This window comes from Paenibacillus sp. V4I3 (assembly GCF_030817215.1).
Lineage (GTDB): Bacteria > Bacillota > Bacilli > Paenibacillales > NBRC-103111 > Paenibacillus_E.
Genome location: NZ_JAUSZA010000001.1, coordinates 2,555,520 through 2,573,906, shown reverse-complemented (window position 1 = coordinate 2,573,906; position 18,387 = coordinate 2,555,520). Strand labels below are relative to the sequence as shown.

At 43.8% G+C, this 18,387-nt stretch carries 13 protein-coding genes and 1 pseudogene; all 14 read right to left on the bottom strand.

Annotation, left to right across the window (positions count from 1 at the left end; genetic code table 11):
• Positions 1 to 96 precede the first annotated feature (96 nt).
• Positions 97 to 2,424 carry a helix-turn-helix domain-containing protein gene (locus QFZ77_RS11845; RefSeq protein WP_307439658.1) on the bottom strand — a complete coding sequence of 776 codons (2,328 nt, stop codon included), beginning with the start codon at positions 2,422 to 2,424 and terminating at the stop codon, positions 97 to 99.
• Positions 2,425 to 2,501: 77 nt separating this feature from the next.
• A complete protein-coding gene (locus QFZ77_RS11840) occupies positions 2,502 to 4,082 on the bottom strand; it encodes an extracellular solute-binding protein (protein ID WP_307439657.1) in 1,581 nt (526 codons plus the stop codon).
• A gap of 44 nt (positions 4,083 to 4,126) precedes the next feature.
• Positions 4,127 to 5,002, bottom strand: a complete 876-nt coding sequence (locus QFZ77_RS11835; protein ID WP_307439654.1) for a carbohydrate ABC transporter permease — start codon at positions 5,000 to 5,002, stop codon at positions 4,127 to 4,129.
• 19 nt (positions 5,003 to 5,021) lie between these two features.
• Positions 5,022 to 6,005: an ABC transporter permease gene (locus QFZ77_RS11830; RefSeq protein ID WP_307439652.1), complete on the bottom strand. Its 984-nt coding sequence runs from the start codon at positions 6,003 to 6,005 to the stop codon at positions 5,022 to 5,024.
• A 259-nt stretch (positions 6,006 to 6,264) separates the two neighbouring features.
• On the bottom strand, positions 6,265 to 6,864 hold the full coding sequence (locus tag QFZ77_RS11825; RefSeq protein WP_307439650.1) for an acyltransferase: 600 nt from the start codon (positions 6,862 to 6,864) through the stop codon (positions 6,265 to 6,267).
• The gene (locus QFZ77_RS11820; RefSeq protein WP_307439649.1) at positions 6,861 to 8,090 is read right to left on the bottom strand and encodes a hypothetical protein; all 1,230 of its coding nucleotides are present in this window, start codon (positions 8,088 to 8,090) and stop codon (positions 6,861 to 6,863) included. Before QFZ77_RS11820 ends, QFZ77_RS11825 begins: the two co-directional genes overlap by 4 nt.
• A 226-nt stretch (positions 8,091 to 8,316) precedes the next feature.
• Positions 8,317 to 9,843 (bottom strand): solute symporter family protein, encoded by a 1,527-nt coding sequence (locus tag QFZ77_RS11815; RefSeq protein ID WP_307439647.1) that lies wholly within the window; start codon positions 9,841 to 9,843, stop codon positions 8,317 to 8,319.
• A 141-nt stretch (positions 9,844 to 9,984) separates the two neighbouring features.
• Positions 9,985 to 11,506: pseudogene (locus QFZ77_RS11810) on the bottom strand (solute symporter family protein).
• Positions 11,503 to 11,820: a DUF485 domain-containing protein gene (locus tag QFZ77_RS11805; protein ID WP_307439645.1), complete on the bottom strand. Its 318-nt coding sequence runs from the start codon at positions 11,818 to 11,820 to the stop codon at positions 11,503 to 11,505. Before QFZ77_RS11805 ends, QFZ77_RS11810 begins: the two are co-directional and overlap by 4 nt.
• Positions 11,821 to 11,953: 133 nt before the next feature.
• The gene (locus QFZ77_RS11800) at positions 11,954 to 12,715 is read right to left on the bottom strand and encodes a LytR/AlgR family response regulator transcription factor (RefSeq protein WP_307439643.1); all 762 of its coding nucleotides are present in this window, start codon (positions 12,713 to 12,715) and stop codon (positions 11,954 to 11,956) included.
• Entirely contained in the window at positions 12,702 to 14,468 is a 1,767-nt protein-coding gene (locus tag QFZ77_RS11795; protein WP_307439641.1) for a LytS/YhcK type 5TM receptor domain-containing protein, read from the bottom strand. The genes QFZ77_RS11800 and QFZ77_RS11795 overlap by 14 nt, the downstream gene beginning before the upstream one ends.
• 200 nt (positions 14,469 to 14,668) lie before the next feature.
• On the bottom strand, positions 14,669 to 16,246 hold the full coding sequence (locus tag QFZ77_RS11790; protein WP_307439639.1) for an extracellular solute-binding protein: 1,578 nt from the start codon (positions 16,244 to 16,246) through the stop codon (positions 14,669 to 14,671).
• Positions 16,247 to 16,348: 102 nt separating this feature from the next.
• Complete coding sequence (locus tag QFZ77_RS11785; RefSeq protein ID WP_307439637.1) at positions 16,349 to 17,233, bottom strand: carbohydrate ABC transporter permease; 885 nt, start codon at positions 17,231 to 17,233, stop codon at positions 16,349 to 16,351.
• 21 nt (positions 17,234 to 17,254) lie between these two features.
• Entirely contained in the window at positions 17,255 to 18,211 is a 957-nt protein-coding gene (locus QFZ77_RS11780) for an ABC transporter permease (protein WP_307439635.1), read from the bottom strand.
• Positions 18,212 to 18,387: the final 176 nt, after the last annotated feature.

The following is an 18,387-nucleotide window of genomic DNA, read 5'->3' as shown; positions in this document are numbered from 1 at the left end:
AAATTTTTAGTTTATAAAATGCAAAAAACCTGAGGCTTTGCCTCAGGTCATTGGGCTCATTTTCACAATCAGCCATTGTGTTATTTTATAAATTTATCATGAATCAACAGAAAAATGTGTAACATTCATCTCTCTGTAACGACCAGGAGTACTCCCTTCCACCTTCTTGAAAATCCGTATAAAATAAGTCGGCTGATAGCCTACTTGCTCGGCAATATCGTTCATTTTCATATCGGTTGTCCGCAAAAGCTCCTTGGCTTTCTCCAAACGAATATTTGTCAGAAAGTCGATAAAGTTCGTCCCCGTGTATTGTTTAAATTCCTTGCTTAAATTGTAGGAAGTGATCCCATGTGCATCCGCGCAGGATTCCAGAGAAATCGGAGTATGGTAATGCTCATGAATGGCGTCTATCACCTTATTCACGATCTGCTTCATGATCTTCTGCCGCGTGTTGGAGAGCTCGGCGACATACGGTTGTATGATTCTTGATCGCATCCATCGAAGCATCTCTTCCGGGACTTTAATGGCGCTCAATTGTTCGAATAGGTTACCATCGCGATGCAGTGCTGCCGAATACACACCTGATTTCAGTAAAGCATGCAGAATACTTCCCAGAAGCTGCAGCATTCCTTGTTGGAACAGCATCTCCTTGCCTTGGCTTTGCTTTAACATTTTAACAAAACTCTCTAGCTGCCTAACTGCTTCCTTTTCCACACCCATTTTCATGGATTGAATGATCGCATTTTCAATATCAAACGGATAGTTAACATGAGGGGCTACCTGCGGAAGCAAATTATCCATATCTAAGATCTGTTCGTTTTTGTCTAAATCTCTGAACCTCAGTGCTTCCCTTGCTTCCTCCAATGATTTATGAATATCTTGTGCAAGATATACGAGCTTTCCTACGCCTACGGTAAATCTCATTTGCGTAAATCGAGTCAGAATATTGATCAATTCTCCAGACAGTCGGAATACATCGCTCTTGACCTGCTCCTTGGGAAGCTCTGACGGATAAGCAAGTAAAACAGCAAAAGAAAGATCATAGAAATTGATCACTTCTGCATCCTTAGAACTGCTTTTCAATATTTCTTGTGAAATATTGACCGCAGAGAAGGTTGCAAGCTGTTCGTCGCCTTCATGAAACTTTCCTTTCTTATCTGCGATGCCATCCATCCGGACCAGGATAATAGCAAAGCCCTTATCGTCTGCATTCCAGCCGTGGAGCGACATCTTCTTCTTCAGCTCAGCTTCGGAGAAGAAATATAAGTGTCCCTGTATTAATTGCAGCAATAACCCTTCCTTCAACGATTGACGGCTTTGCTCCAGATTCACGTGCAGCTCTCTGCTTTCATGAATCATCTTCCGCCATTTTCCTTCGATGAATTGGAATTCGTCATTTTTCTCAGCAGGTGCTGCTCCTCCCCCAACGCTATCCATGAACATACCTACCAAATGCTTAACCGGCCTGTAAATGCTTCGGGATGCCAACAAGGAAAGGACAACAGCAACCAGTAACCCTATCAAGCTGACAGCAAGGCCAAGCTTCGAAACCAAAATGACTGGTGCTGTTAGTTTGGAAAGCGGCGTAGCCACTACATACTTCCAACCGTTTCGCGATAACACCCCTATCGTAACGGAATAACTTGCCCCGTTCTGATTATAGATAAAATCGCCGCCTTGGCGTCCTTGTTGTAATACTTCCTGCCGAACGGCTTCATCCATTTCGTTAGGTCCCGAACTTTGACGTCTGCCGTTTGTTACCCATTCACCCTCTTTATTTAGGATGAAGGCGACCCCTTCCCCATCAGGATTAAGAGGAAATAACAAATCATCTAACTGGCTCTTATTGATATACAGAATGATGATACCGAAGGGAGCTCCTTCCAGTCCCTGAACTTTGTGAACAAGAGCTACGTTCACTTTGTTTTTATATTTGAGCGCGCTGACAGGATGATCCCACCAGAAAAGGGATGATTTCGTAGTTAAAAGCTGTTGAAACGTTTGCTTGGTTGGTTCTTCTGCTATTGAATTGATCCCTTCATCATCGGAAATTAATAATTGGTCTTTTTGCAAATACAGCACCGCATTGTCGATCAAAGGGTTGGTTTCCTTCAATATCCTTAAAGACACCAGCAACTCTCGCGTCGCATCTGGTTTCTGGCGCAAATCGCCATTAAGCAAGTCGCTGTTAAAAATCGGATTAAATCCCCATTGATTGCCAATTAATTCCAGGTGAGACAGTTGTTTTTCCATACTGTTATAGATTTGTTGAAGCTGCAGTTGATGGCTTCGCTTTACTTCCGTTTCTATTTGTTTAACAGCAATAAAATAATTACAAGCAGCAATGATCGCCATGGGAAGACAGGTTACTATAAATACAATGATTAAGTTTTTATAATAATAATTCAGATTTAGCTTCCTCATGGCGATCTGCCCACCTCTAGTAACATTAGTAAGATTCTTAGATGTTAGTATTAAACAAATCCCAAGCCATACCTGCTTTACTTGCCAGCTTTCTTCTTATACGCTGCATTCATCTCTTCCATCGCTTTAACCCAATTCGGATCCGCCGCCAGTTTCGTCGCATAAGCATCCCAGCTTTCTAGCGGCTCTGTTCCCAAAATGATTTTCACCTGAAGATCTGTTGTCTTCTTAAAAAATTCATTTCGGTATTTGGTCCATGTCTCGGAATAAAGTCCTGTAGCTGGGCTAGAAATACTGATCTTGCTTATTTCATCAATGATTCCTTTATTTCGATTGTAATAATCTGCTGCGATATTGGGAGCAACCGCATAGGTATATTTATTGTACTTAGTGAAAATTTGGCCGAAGGCCGACGTTGAAACAATATCTTTTTGAGCCTGCTCCGTCTGTTTATAGAAGTCGCCGTCTTTAGTGAAATGAACGTCCTTAAACCCATATGCACCCAACTCATAGCCTTCATCGGAAGCGCCGTAATCAATAAATGTCAAAATTTTCTTCAATTTAGCCTCAGGGACTGACTTCGGAATGACAAATACACCGCTGTAGCCCAAGCTTTTACTATTATATTTATTTCCGCTTGGACCCGTTAATGAAACCAGAGGAAGCATGTCTCCCTTAGGATCCGTCTTTCTTATTCCTTCCGTGAGCACCCATCCTGTCGAGACAGCATCAAAGGAAACCCCTGCTTTACCTGCCATGACAGATTCTCTCGCCTGTGTATTCTTGAGCGTAGCAAAATCCTTGTGAATCAACCCATCCGCATACGCTTTTCGCAGCCAAGCAATCGCCTCTTTCGTCGATGGATCCGTTGTCATGTTGATCAATTTACCGCTATTGTCGAGCTTCCAACTGTCATTGGCATTTTGGAACGTACTTATAATCCCATTGAAACTGCCCAAACTTAAGCCGCCTGAATCAATGTTGCCAACCAATCCAACCGTATCCGCTTTACCATTTCCGTCAGGGTCATTCTTTGTAAATGCTTCCATCACTTTATAGAGATCGTCCATCGTTTGCGGAACCTTCAGATTTAGCTTATCCAGCCAATCCTTACGAACGGACAACATGCCCGCTTCCAATCCCCGAACGCGGGGGATGGCGTACATTTTACCATCCTGGTACCGGGTATTATCATAGGCTTCCTTCGGGTAAGCTTTCAAATTAGGGTAGTCGTTTATATATTTCTCCAAATCCCAAAAGGCGCCCTGAGCGGCCATAGTTCTTACATTTGACGCAAAATTATCCCCGATTAAAGTAATGTCCGGAATTTCTCCGGATGCGAGGGTAACGTTTACCTTCTCGTTATAGCTGTTTGGAGACACCCATGTAATGGTGAGCTTGGTGTTGGTCCGTTTCTCGATTTCTTTGATCACCACATTATCCGGGCCAGGAGGCTCTGCTCCATAGAACGTAGACATAATGCTAATGGGTGTTGGTGGTTCTAACGCTTTCGCACTGGCAGTTGGCATTGAGCTGCCACTTGTATTCGTAGCGGGTGTGCCGCTTTCTTTAGCGCATGCCGCCAGCAGTGTACCTGTTGCAAGCGTTAAAACCAGAAGTACGGCCGACTTCTTTCGAATGGATGTGAGGTGTTTCATTGTTTTTTTCCTCCCTTTTTGGCAACTCAACATACTGTATGATCTCATTCCTTGATAGAGCCTACCAAAACTCCTTTGGTAAAATGCTTTTGAAGGAATGGGTATACCATTAGAATGGGGATCGTAGCAATAAGGACGGCCGCCATCTTGATCGATTGCGGGTTTATGATTTGCCCTTCCTCGAGAATGTTCCCCCCACCGGCCGAAGTACTGGAATCGATCAGCATCTGCCTTAACACCAGCTGCAGCGGCCATTTTTGGAAATCATTGATATAAAGAACCGCATTAAAAAATACATTCCAATAACCTATCGCAAAAAACAATCCGAATGTAGCCAACGCCGGAAGAGATAGCGGTAAAATAATCCGCCACCACACATGAACATCGTTACATCCGTCAATAACAGCTGCTTCTTCCAAGCTTGAGGGAATGCTATCAAAGAAGCTTTTGATCAGAAACACATTCCAACCGCTGCTTAACGCGGGAAGAATGAGCGCCCACAAGGAATTAATCAAGCCCAAGTCCTTGATTAACAAATAATTCGGAATCAAACCGGGCTGAAATAAAGTTGTGAACAAGATCAGCAGCAGTATCGACTTTCTGCCTAGCATGCGCTTTCTGGATAATGCATAGGCTAGCGCGGAAGTAACCATCAAACTCATTGCCGTGCCTATTACGGCAAGATAAACGCTTATGCCCATGGAACGCGGAAACAGCGGCGTAGATAGCAGGTATCGGTAATTCTCTAAGGTAAAACCTTGCGGATATAGGATAAGTCCACCCTTCAAATATACAGCAGGGTCTGTGAATGAAACACAGAATACATAATAAAGGGGAAAGATCGAAACAATTCCAATTAAGACCAACAGCAACGTATTCGTTCTTTCAAACATTTTCTCCGAAAAGGTTTGTTTATGCATAGCTTCCTCCCCCCTCTTGTTAATATAGACCATCTTGGCCAAACATCTTAGCAAGCTTGTTGGCTGCTACCACCATAATTAACCCAACAAACGACTTGAACAAACCAACAGATGCCGTATAGCTGAATTCCCCATTTAATATGCCATTTCTGTACACATACGTGTCGAACACATCCGAAACGTTCGATACGGCCGCGCTGCCCATTAGGAATACTTGTTCAAATCCAACATCCATAACGTCCCCCAGTCGTAATATCAAAAGAACAATAATGACATTACGTATTCCTGGTAAAGTAACATGCCTGATTTGTTTCAATCTGCTAGCCCCATCCATTTTGGCGGCCTCATATAGGGTTGGATCAATGCCGGCGATTGCTGCCAGAAATATGACCGTTCCGAAGCCGGCATCTTTCCAAATTGTTTGCAGGGTTAACATAATCCAGAACAATCCAGGAGAAGTCAAGAACGCTATTTTGTCAAAACCGAGGAACACAAGGATTGCGTTAACCACGCCTTCCGACTGTCCGAGCATGATAAAGCTGAGTCCGGCAATAATGACCCATGACAGGAAGTAAGGGAAGTAGATAACCGTTTGGACCACTCTTTTGAAAACCATCTGCCTAACTTCATTTAACATAATGGAAAAGAGGATCGGTGCCGGAAAAAACAGCAATATATTTAAAGTACTGATAGCTAATGTGTTCCGCAGCAACAGATAGAAATCCTCATTGCCAAAAAACCGCGCAAAATGTTCAAGTCCCACCCAATCGCTCTTCAGAATACCCGCATAAGGCGAATAATTTTGAAAAGCAATGACCAAGCCCCACATGGGAACATATTTAAAAATGATAAAAAATAAGATGCCTGGCAATGCGAGTAGATATAAAAAACGGTCACGAAATAAAATGTTCATGGTTTGCTTCCATTTCATTCGCGACTTCGTTGGTGACTTTCCTCTTTTGCCATGAAGAATTGAATCTGGTGAAATTGATGCCTTACTCATGGTTAATGCTCCTCCTATCCTTGGTCGGTCCTTCTGTCTCGAAGTTGATAGCTTCAATTTACCCCACGTCAAAGCTGTTCGTCTACGCGACTCTTTTGCCTCCATATCTTATTGAAACCTTGATACATAGCCATTTCCAAACGCCTCTTCTCTCTTCTGGCAAAAATGTTCAACTCTTTTGCTGCACATTTTTGCGAAATAAGTACATGGCATAAAAGTGAAATGCAGCCCCCCCTGATTAGTGAGACTGCACTTTGATTTAATCATTAGCTATTCTTCGTTTAATAACCTTGGCGGGTACACCAACGGCAACACTGTAAGGAGGTATATCCCGCGTCACAACAGAACCTCCTCCAATGACTGAGCCTTTGCCGATCGTAACTCCAGCGGTAATGTTTACCCTTCCGGCGATCCAAACATCGTCCTCAATCGTAATCGGCGCAAATTCAACCCCTTGCTTGTAAATCGGATTATCCACGTCATCGAATCGGTGGTTGCCTGCGATGATGATGGCATGTGAAGCAATGCGCACATAATTTCCAATCATGATTCGCCCGCTTGTATCTTGAGAAAATCCATATCCTACGATATTGGAATAAGCCTGTATCGAACAGTATTTCCCAACGGTTACATTCCCCTGTAGCAATACTCCAAGAGCGACCGTAGAATGTTCACCGATCTCAATCGCTCCGTCCCGCGGACAAATTCTCGCTTCGGGGCTAATTAGGCAAGTCGGGTGTATATTTGACCTCGGGTGACGCGATGCCAACCAGTACCCGAATCTGCAAGCCAATCTCCGGCCCCATGTTTGTTTACCCGGCATGCTGTATGCTCCATCCAAAATCGTCCAAAGGCTCATTTCAATGCCTCCGCGACATCAATCTCGCATACAACAGCGTACTGATTAGGAAGTGTATTCACAAGTACCTTTTTGCCGTCCGGGGAGAACACGGGATGATGGCATACACGATAAGGATTTCTGCCGCTTGGTTCCTTCTCACCGAATACACGAGGCAGGAATAAGCTTTGAATGACCTGATCCGTTCGTACATCAATGAATAGAACCTCTCCAGGTATTGTTCCTGTATCCGTTACGAGCAGATTATGATCCGACGGCGAAATACTTGGATGTCCCCCGCTGCAATGCTTGCTGATTCTTTGGTAACAGCTACCGTCGTAACGAACTTGCGCCAGACATAAAAGAGACAAGTCTTCCGGATCCGGCCCATATCCGATCAAGTGCTCTCCGTCTGGATGCCAAAACCAGTGAACGCCTTGCTTCCCATAGCTTAGATCAACGGCCAGATGCAGTTCCTTCAGATCTTTGTCTGCCGTAAATACGTATGCCAATCTAGGCTCTCCTCTGCTTTTGTCCACGCAATGGTTTCCAAAGTAGAATAGCAGCCGACTACCGTTTGTATTCCACCGGACGCAATAGCTCATCAACGTTAAGCCTTCGGCGCTTCCCAGCCGCTGCTTGACCTCTTGATCGCTTTGAAGCAGATGATCGCGATGTGGATGCCGTTCCAATATTTCCGATGTACTTAGAGCTAGCTCCTTCTTGTTCGGATCAAACGAGTATCGGAACAATCCATGATCTCCCCTCATCTGGAAAGGGACAGGTGACAGCTTGGGTTGAAATCGGTCATATCCGTAGCCAGCCGCATAGAGCATCCCCATTAAACCGGAAATAATCGGCTCGCCGAATGGTGGCGCTCCCTCCATGTCGCCTTCCATTGTCAGATCTGTTCCTGTACTTAATTCGCGTCTAATAATTCGCGGTCGATTGAAGGTTCCGCTTTGGTAATATACATATTTTCCATCCGGGCTCCAAGATTGCCATAGACCCGTATGAAAGAACCCGGAGTGGAGTGCAGTTTGTCCAAAACGATCCAGCACTTCTCCTTTCGGAGAAACAATGAACACCTCTCCGGTGTGCTTCTCTAAATCACCGCCCGCTAACAGAATACGACCTGACCCGTCCGGTGCATAGGGGGATAAAGTATAATAACTGTGCACGCACCAACGATCTTGTATCTGAATAGGGCGAATTGAAGGATGATCTATAATTCCAAATTGGTTCAAGTGAACACCTCTCCTCTATTTGATATAAATAATGATTTTATCCTTTCGTTCTATGATTATATTCCCAGGACCGGCTTCCTTACCATTCATGTAATGACCATCATTTGCACAAAATGATTAAATAGTTATGGTGTAAGATATTATTGTCCATGTAAAAAAATAAACATAAAAAAACTGCCTGAGATCAACTCAAGCAGTTTTTTATGTCCTAATCACATTCCCACACCTATTCTCTCAATTCCACCCGTGCCAATTGGGATTGAACCATCATCTTATCGTAATGATCTGGATCATTCTTCTTCGAAGTCAGTAAGGTACCCAGAATCCCTCCAAGGAATCCAAGCGGTATAGAAACAATTCCTGGATTATTCAAAGGGAACAGTGCTTCACGGCGAATCCAGCCAGACGATGGATCCATTACATTGGGACTCAGAATCACGAACAAGATCGAAGCGATAAGTCCCGTTAACAGCCCGATTATGGCACCGGTTGAATTGAACCGGCGCCAGTACAACGTTAGCAGCAGCAGAGGCAAGTTCGCGGAAGCGGCTACCGCAAAAGCCAGCGAGACAAGGAATGCTACGTTTAACCGCTGCGCACCTAAAGCAAGTACGATAGACAATACGCCGACCACTACCGCCGAACATTTGGCAACCAGCATCTGCTGGGCCTCCGTGGCTTTTCCCTTTTTCAGTATACTACTGTAAATATCATGCGAAAAAGCGGACGTTGCGGCTAGCACCAACCCAGAAACAACAGCCAGAATGGTGGCAAAAGCAACCGCTGAAATGAACGCCATCCAAAATTCGCCGCCAAGCGCCTTTGCGAGTAAAGGTGCCGCCATATTATCCTCACCCAATAATAAAGTTCGATCAACGAAGGCAGCAGCACCAAAACCAAGAAAGATGGTCATTACATAAAATGCACCGATTAGCCAAGTTGCATGAATGACGGAAGACCTGACGGTCTGCGCCTCCTTGACTGTATAGAATCTGGAGATGATGTGCGGCAGCCCTGCTGTCCCCAATACCAAAGCCAGATTAAAGGAAAGCGTATCCAAGGGTCCCGAAAATAAATTCCCAGGCTGCACAAATTTCTCCTTTAACGGAGTTGCTTGCGAAACATACGCATACAGATCAAATAGATTCCAATTAAATCTGGAAAGTACCATCAGGCTGATCATAAAAGTACTGCACACGAGTAAAATAGCCTTAATGATTTGTACCCAAGAAGTGGCAAGCATACCGCCAAAAGCCACATAGATTGTCATCAAGCTGCCGACTGCAAGGATTGCAGAGGAATATTCCACACCTAGCAGTAAATGAATGATACCCCCTGCGCCAACCAACTGAGCAATCATATAAAAGATCGTGATCAAAATATTGTTAATCGCCATCCAACCTCTAAGATTCTTCTCTTGAAACCTCACTGCGATTGCATCTGCCATCGTAAAACGTCCCAGATTATGCAGCGGTTCTGCGATTATATAGAGTACAATCACGTAGGATGCTAGAAAACCTATTGAATAGAAAAAACCATCAAAGCCATATATCGCAATGGTCCCCGTAATACCAAGAAAAGAAGCGGCACTCATATAATCACCGGAAATGGCCAGCCCGTTTTGCAAGCCAGTAAGTCGATTTCCAGCTACGTAAAAGTCATTCGTATTCATTGTACGTTTAGCAGAATGGTACGTAATAACCAGCGTTCCAATCACTACGGCCACGAAAAAGACAAACGCGGAAAAATTCATAATGACCCGATTCCTTCCTAGGCTGCTCTTTATTTACTACTAAAAGAATAGCATATTTAGGCCCACAAAAAAGTAAAAACATGCAGCAAGCCTTAGGAAAGGCTGACTGCATGTTTCTTGGCGTTCAAGAGAAGGGGCTGCTTACATACCCGTGTTTGCTTTTACATTAATTTCCGTATATTTGACATCATCTCTTTGCGTGGAAAGCATCGTTCCGATATAGGCTCCAAGGAATCCAAGCGGAATGGAGATAATGCCAGGATTGGCCAAATTAATAAGCGGATTACCAACCAGAATCGCCTTCCCTGCCTCTCCCCAAATATTTGGGCCCACAGCAACAAGAAGGATACAGCTTAATAGTCCACTTAACATACCGACAATCGCGCCCGTCGTGTTAAACCTTTTCCAGTAGACGGTGAAGAGAATGACTGGTAAATTAGCGCTCGCCGCAACAGCGAAGGCAATGGATACCAAGAATGCTACATTGAGCTTTTGAGCAAACAGTGCCAAGATAATTGAGAGCATGGCTACACCAATCGAAGCGAAACGGGCTATTTTCAATTCTTCCTTATCCGTCGCTTTGCCTTTACGAACGATTTGACCGTAAAAATCATGGGAGAAGGCCGATGCAGCAGAAAGCACCAATCCGGTAACTACCGCTAATATCGTGGCAAAAGCAACTGCGGAAATAAAAGCAAACAAGAAGTCCCCGCCTAGTGCTTTGGCCAATAGCGGCGCAGCCATGTTTCCGCCTTTATCTATCGCTGTAATATCTTTTGCGCCAACAAATGCCGCAGCTCCAAAGCCAAGGAATAAGGTCATGACATAGAAAATACCGATAACCCATGTTGCAGAGACGACCGAACTTCTTGCCGTAGCCGCATTTTTTACGGTATAAAAGCGAGTAAGAATATGCGGTAATCCGGCAGTTCCGAGCACCAGTGCAAGGTTGAGGGAGAGCGTTTCAATCGGAATCTTATATTTGTTACCAGGATTTAGAAATGCCTCTTTCAAGGGTGTCGCAGTTTTCAATTGGGTAAACATTTCGGAAATACTGAAATTAAACTTAGCTAGAACGATAAGTGACAGGATCAGCGTCCCACCCATCAGAAGAACAGCTTTCGTAATTTGCACCCAACTCGTGGCCCGCATTCCGCCAAATACCACATAGATGGTCATCAGGATGCCCACAATTAATACAGAGGTATAGTAATTAAAGCCGAATAATAGTTTGATCAAGGCACCCGCACCAACAAGCTGCGCGATCATATAGAAGATGGAAATGGTGATCGTGTTTAATGCGGCAACCCCACGAACATTCTGATTAGCAAATCGGGCCGCGATCATATCCGCCATCGTATATTTCCCTAAATTCCGAAGCGGTTCCGCCACTAAATAAAGGACGACAAGATAAGCAACTAGAAAACCTAGACTGTAGAAGAATCCATCAAATCCAGTCAAGGCAATCGTCCCTGCGATTCCCAAGAAAGATGCTGCCGACATATAATCTCCGGCAATGGCAAGCCCGTTCTGCCACCCTGTTAATCCTCCGCCACCCGTATAGAACTCATTCGAGCTATCGGTTTTCTTAGCTGCATATATACGTAATAATCATCGTTAATAAAATAATGCAAAGAAATAGAATGACGGCAGTTGGACTCATGACGGATTACCCCCCATTTCCGATTTTATTTCTTCAATTTGTCGGTCGAATTCCTTAGATTTCCTGGAGTAAATGATACAGAGTGCCCAAGTCATCAGAAACTGGGCAAATGCGTACACCCATGCCCACGAAATAGGGCCGATTGCCGGATTATTCAATACTTTGGTGTAAGAGGTTAAGATGGGTAGAGTAAAGTAAAAAAGGAGGAAAAAGACTGTCATCGGAATGATGAATCGTTTTTTGCTGCCGATTAATTTCTTGAATTTTTCTGACTGTGCCACTTCCCCATATTGAATAGGCTTGCCGTTTGACATTTGCTTAGCCCCCCTAATGTAAGCGTCTTCAAATTGATTATATGCGAATTTTTGCCCTTTGTATTAAGACTGTCGCGAATCGTCATATTTCCTGTCTGAATTGCCTAAAAAGGAGCTTTAAACGGTTTCATTTTCATTTGAGCAGCCTAAATAGCTCTTTGGCCATCTCCCGCGAAACGGGTATTTGCGTTCTTTTTTCATTTTTTAAAATCAAATTAAAAGCGCCATTGAACCACGGTACTAATTCATCGATACCATTTAAATTAACCAAATAACTGCGATGAGGACGAAAAAAAGGTAATTCCCTGAGCTTATTTTCCAATTCCTGCAGGCTCATTTTGGACATATAAATCTGATTGGAATACGTATAGATATGGATGCTTTTCTCTTCCCTCTCGGCATAAAGGATGGTCTCAGGATCAAGCAGGACATGCTTCTCCCCATCTATGATCAATAGTTTATTCCAGTTCCTTGCTTTGGAGGAAAATTGCATTTTGCTAGGCAGCGATGTCGTCAGTGGGCTATTGGAAAGCTTGCTGCGAATCCGTGCCAGTGATTCCTTTAGACGCTCATGACTATAAGGTTTAAGTAAATAATCAACAGCATTCAACCCGAACGCCTCAACCGCATGATCATCGTGGGCCGTTGTAAATACAATTAGGGGCACTTGTGCAGCAGTTTTCAGCATACGGGCGGCTTGCATGCCATCTAATTCCGGCATTTGAATGTCCAAAAATATAGCGTCTGGCTCCCATTCATTTACAAGCTCTAATAACTCCTTACCGTTGGAGGCATGCGGCATCAGCTCTATATCCTCTTCCATCCCCAACAGGTAGATCAGCTCTTTACGGGCTAACCACTCATCTTCAGCAATCATGACCTTAATGGTTCTCACCTACGTATCCCCTCCTCTCGGTACTTGTCCCTGGAATGTTAAATGAAAATCTACATCCGCCATTTACATTATTTTCGATAAAAAGTCGAGATTCCTCGCCAAACAAGCCGATCAGCCGTTGATTGACATTGTAAACACCAATCCCGTTCCCCTCGCTGCTATTTGCCGGACCTTTGCCTAGTTGCTCTATCAATTCAGGAGGTATGCCGCTTCCGTTATCTTCGATTGAGATTTGTAAAGTATCCTCATGGTTCAACACCTCTATTCGGATTCGCCCTCCGTGATTCCTATCTTTCAATCCATGTTTGATACAGTTCTCAACCAAGGGCTGCAGCGTAACGGGAGGAATCATAGCTATCAGCAAATCAGAGTCCAACTGAACTTCCATCGTGATCTGATCCTTAAATCGAATCTGGATAATTTCCAAATACGAGTTAAGGTGCATGATTTCCTGTTGGATCGAAATGGTATGAGACGCAATAAGCTTGATGTTAAGCCTCATATAAGTACTAAGCTGCATGGTAATATGCCTTGCCATATCAGGCTCAATTCGAATCAGGGAGACTATTGAGTTCAAAGTATTGAATAAGAAATGAGGATTGATTTGCGACTGCAGGATCCTTAGTTCGGATTCCTTCATTAATGCCTCCATACTCTCATGCATAGCCACACTAAGTTGATAAGACAATAGTTTGCCTAATCCTTCTGCAAGTACGATCTCAACCGAACGAATTTCCTGTGGTTTTTTAAAATATAGCTTGATCAAACCAGCAACTTGTCCAGCCTGCTTGATCGGAACTATGATCGCAGCTCTAAGCAATCTATGATTCGGTTGGATATCCTCGTGGTTAAGAGCGATTCGCAGCATACCTGTGCCAATGGCTTGCCGCGAAAGCTCAGAGCGAATCGGCTCACCGGGTATGAGAATCCTATCACCGAGCCCAGCGTGAGCAAGAATGTTCTCCGTATCGGTAACAGCAACCGCAGCCGTCTTAAGCTCCCTTAGCAGTAACCTAGCAATCGCATCTGCGGATTGATAAGTTAGTCCCTGCTTCAGATGAGGCAGCGCAGCTTCTGCAATATGCAGGGCGCGCTGAGTTTCATAAGCAACAGCGCGTTCCTCTTCCCGAAATACAACACGCAGCATAGTTGTGAATATCGCGATGGAGATGCTATTCGTAAGCACCATCGGAATTCCGATCAAGTCCACAAGTTCAATTGCTTTCTCGGATGGCGCTGATACAATAAGGATGATTCCCATCTGCACGATGGGCGCGAACATGCCAATAAAAATGGCTTTAGCCGGAGAAATGACCCGTTCCTGCAAGAAGAATCTCGCCACTCCGCCTGCTAATAATCCGGTCAGAGGAGCGGCGATTCCGCCCGCCAAACCTGTAAATCCACTCATCACATATAAGTGGCTTCCAGTAATTAAACCTGCACCGATCCCCACAATAGGACCTCCCATTAAACCTCCGATGACAACGCCAACTAGAGCGGAATGTGCTAATGCTTGATCGGCTTGCAGAGGAAAGATCCAAAAGGAAGACGAGATAACTCCCCCCTCGATCACCACACCTGCATAGGTGCCAAGAATGCCAAACAGGCCAAATAAACAGATGAAATAAACCGTATTCATAACGGAGATTTTTCTGTCCAGAAGCTGACGAACGATAGGAATTCGCGTCAGGATAAATGTTACGATCAACAGAATACCCATACGCTCAAAAAGCAGAAGTGCAAGCGCTTCCATATCACCCCTCCTGTGTTCCATTATATCATAGCATTCATCTGTGTTATCCATTCATAACACTACTTTAATTGAAGGTTTTCATCATTAAAAAGAGCACCCCCTATAGCACTCATCGGTTTTAACACCAGTGGTGTTTATCCAATGTCTACTATAAGGGGTGCACTTGACGAAGCAGCTAGCTTCCTTGTTATTTAGATCCTTTATTTTTTGATATTAACGTAAAGTTCATTGATTTCTTTCACATAATCGTCGCCGCCACTCTTCTTCCAAAGGTCAAGCGCAGCTTTGAAGCCTGCTTCATCGATTTGACCAACAATAAATTTAACACGTGCATCGTTAATGATGTTGTCCAATTGCGGACCTTTTTGTGTGTATACATTCGAGATTAACGGTTCAGCCGGGTTAGCCAGAACGATTTTCTCATTATCTTTTTGAACCTGATCCTGCTTTTTCCGTGTCGGTGTCTGTACAACGCGCAACGACTTATCTTCCGGAAGGAAGTTCAGTATCTGGTTCAAGCCTTCCACTTCGGACTCCATCAATGCCGCATCTTTGCTAGACTCGATACCGCCTTCAACTTTATTGTAGTGCTTTCCTTCAATCCCGTTACTCGCAAGGATTTGTGCTTTCTCATCGTTCATTTTATCAAGGAATGAAAGAACTTGGCGAAGCTCTTTTTCCGTTTTCACGCTCGATTTAGAGATGGCCACCATACCTGCATAACCGGAGGTTGGTAAAGCTCGCAGCCCTTTCGGACCGCTTACTGAACCGATAACATCCATATATTGCTTATTCTTATCGTCCTTACCAGCCTTTTCCATAGCAAGATGGATTTTCTCCTCATTACGCGCTGCAGAGTCCGCAACATCAACGATGACGCCAGCTTGGCTGTTGAAAATAGGATCATTGTATTTGGCTGTGTCAAAGACAGCGAAATCTTGGTTGATCAATTTTTCATCATACAGCTTTTTCATGAATTTGAGTGCATCCAAATATTCTTTGGTTAAAAATGCAGGTTGAAGCTTGCCGCTGGCATCATCGCCCCATTTGTTCGGAGCGCCGAACCAAATGGAAATTTGATCAAGAGGACCGGCCCAACTTCCAGCCCATTTGGATACAACCATCCCATAGGTATCGTTTTTCCCGTTTTTGTCCGGATCGTTTAAAGTGAACGCTTTCAGCATGTTATAAAAATCATCAATGGATTGCGGCGGCTTCATACCTACGTTTTCAAGCCAATCTTTACGATATACAATGGCGTTTCTGCCCAGGGCTCTTCCGCGATATATTCCGTAGATTTTGCCGTCTATTGTCGTATTATTAAGTACGATAGGATTCGCTTTACTAAGGTTTGGATAATCTTTTAAATAAGGTCCAAGTTCCCAGAAAGCACCTGTTCTTGCCGCATTAATAAAGCTCGATCCTTTATCCGTAGCAACCATAATAGAAGGAAGCTTGCCTGATGCCAACGTGATGTTAAATTTGTCGCCGTAGGAAGAGTTTGGAGCCCATTCGAAGTGAATATTAGCGTTTGTATATTTCTCAAGCTCTGCCGCTACAGGGCTATCATCCTTCGGAAAAGTTGTTTTAAATATAGGTGCCATGATACTGATATCGATTGGAGCTTCTTTCGCCGGACTTCCAGAAATGCCTGGAGCTGAAGCGGAAGGCTTCTCGTTTCCACCGCTGCCTGAGGAGCATGCCGTAACAGACAAAGCTAATGTAGTCATTATAATGCTAGACGCCCAACGCTTCATTCCTTTGTTATTCTTTTTCATGATAATTTGCCTCCCTTAGTTTTTAAACTTCATTGTACAAGCTTATAATAAATCCGCGCTGCCTTACTCTATCACCTTGCGGCATTGCGAAAAGCTACTGGGTTAGCCCTTGATGGATCCGATTAATACCCCTTTAGCAAAGTGCTTCTGTAGGAACGGATATACCATCAGAATCGGAAGTGTGCCTACTACGATGACTGCCATTTTGACCGTTTGATCCGGAGGCTGAACGAAATTTGGATCCAACTGTGACATATCGCCAAGCGTTCCTTGGGAAAGCAAAACAATTTGTCTAAGCATAACCTGCAGCGGCCATTTGGTTGGATCGTTGATGTACAGCAGTGCAGAAAAAAAGCTATTCCAGTGCCCGACTGCGTAGAAAAGCCCAAACGTAGCGAGAACCGGTTTAGATAATGGAATTACAATTCGCCATAGCACACCGATCTCTGTGCAACCATCGATTTTGGCCGATTCCTCCAAAGCCGGAGGGAGCTCTTGGAAGAAGTTCTTCACGACAATCATGTTAAATGCACTTATTGCACCTGGAAGCATTAAAGACCAGAAGGAATCCAGCAACCCCAAGCCTTTCACTACGAGATAGGTGGGAATCATGCCGCCGGAGAAAAGCATAGAAAATACAACTAGATTCAACACCGTATTTCTGCCCCACAGATTCCGGCGGGCTAACGGGTATGCCATTGTGACGGTAAAGAGAAGGTTAACTAAGGTCCCTACGACCGTGATGTAGATTGTTACACCAATGCTTGTAAACAACGTACCCGTCGAGAAAATAAATGTATAGCCTGCTAGAGAGAATGTTTCGGGAATCAAAAAGAATGATCGCTCTGTAAGTTCTGCATCAGATGCAAACGAACCCGCAATAACGTAAATGAAAGGCAATATCGTACATAATGCAAATATCCCTAAGAATGCATAATTAAAACCGTCGAATAGGAAGCCAGAGATGCTTTTTTTATGTCTTACCAATAGATTCAAACCCCCTTCTTCTCAATAAATGCCGGATTGGCCAAATCTTCTGGCCAAATAGTTACTCGTAAATACCAGGAAGACTCCCACCAAAGATTTAAACAAACCAACTGCTGTACTGTAGCTGAATGCTCCTTGGGTAATACCCATTAAGTACACATAAGTATCGAATACATCTGCGACATCGCGGTTCAATGCGTTTGTCATCAAATAAATTTGTTCGAAGCCGTTTTCCAGCACATCACCCATTCTAAGAATCAACAGTATGATGATTGTGCTTTTAATAGCAGGCAACGTAATGTGCCAAAGCTGGCGCCAGCGGTTAGCACCATCCACAATCGCAGCTTCATATTGCTCCGCATCAACCCCAGCCAGTGCGGCTAAGAAAATGATCGTTCCAAATCCACACTCTTTCCAAATCGTTTGAAGAATAATGATAGGCCTAAACCACTCGGGATCCGCCAAAAAATTGATTTTATGGCCTGTATACTGCTGCAGCAGCCCGTTTACAACGCCACCTTCTGTTGTCAAGAAAACATAAGAGATACTTGCTACTATGACCATAGAAATGAAGTGAGGTATGTAGATCAACGTTTGAATTGCTTTCTTATAAAGTGCAATTCGTATTTCATTTAGCATCAGAGCTAGAATAATCGGAGCCGGAAAGAAGAATATCAAATTATATAAGGAAAGGAGTAATGTATTGCGCAACAATTTCACAAAATCAGGATTTTGGAAGAAATTTCGGAAGTGTTCCAAGCCCACCCATTCGCTCTTCATAAAACCCAAGAAAGGCTGATAGTTCTTGAAAGCAAGAACTACTCCCCACATAGGAACGTACTTAAAAATGAGAAAATACAACACTCCAGGCAAAAGAAGCAAGTACATCCATTTGTCCCTTTGAAGGCGCCTGATCAATCTGCCATAAGATGTCGCGTTCTTAATAGGGACTGTTTTGCTTACGTTCGTATGCTCCATAGTTACACTCCTCATTCGTTTCGCTTCGTATCCTGATTGTGTCTCCTGCGGCGTTTTACTTCAATTAGACATTTTTGTAACTCTTCATTTTCTCAAACAACACAGATTAGGGTGATCCCCGCAAAAAAGTGCAATCCGAATAAAAAAATGCAATTGTTTATAAACGGAAGATTCAT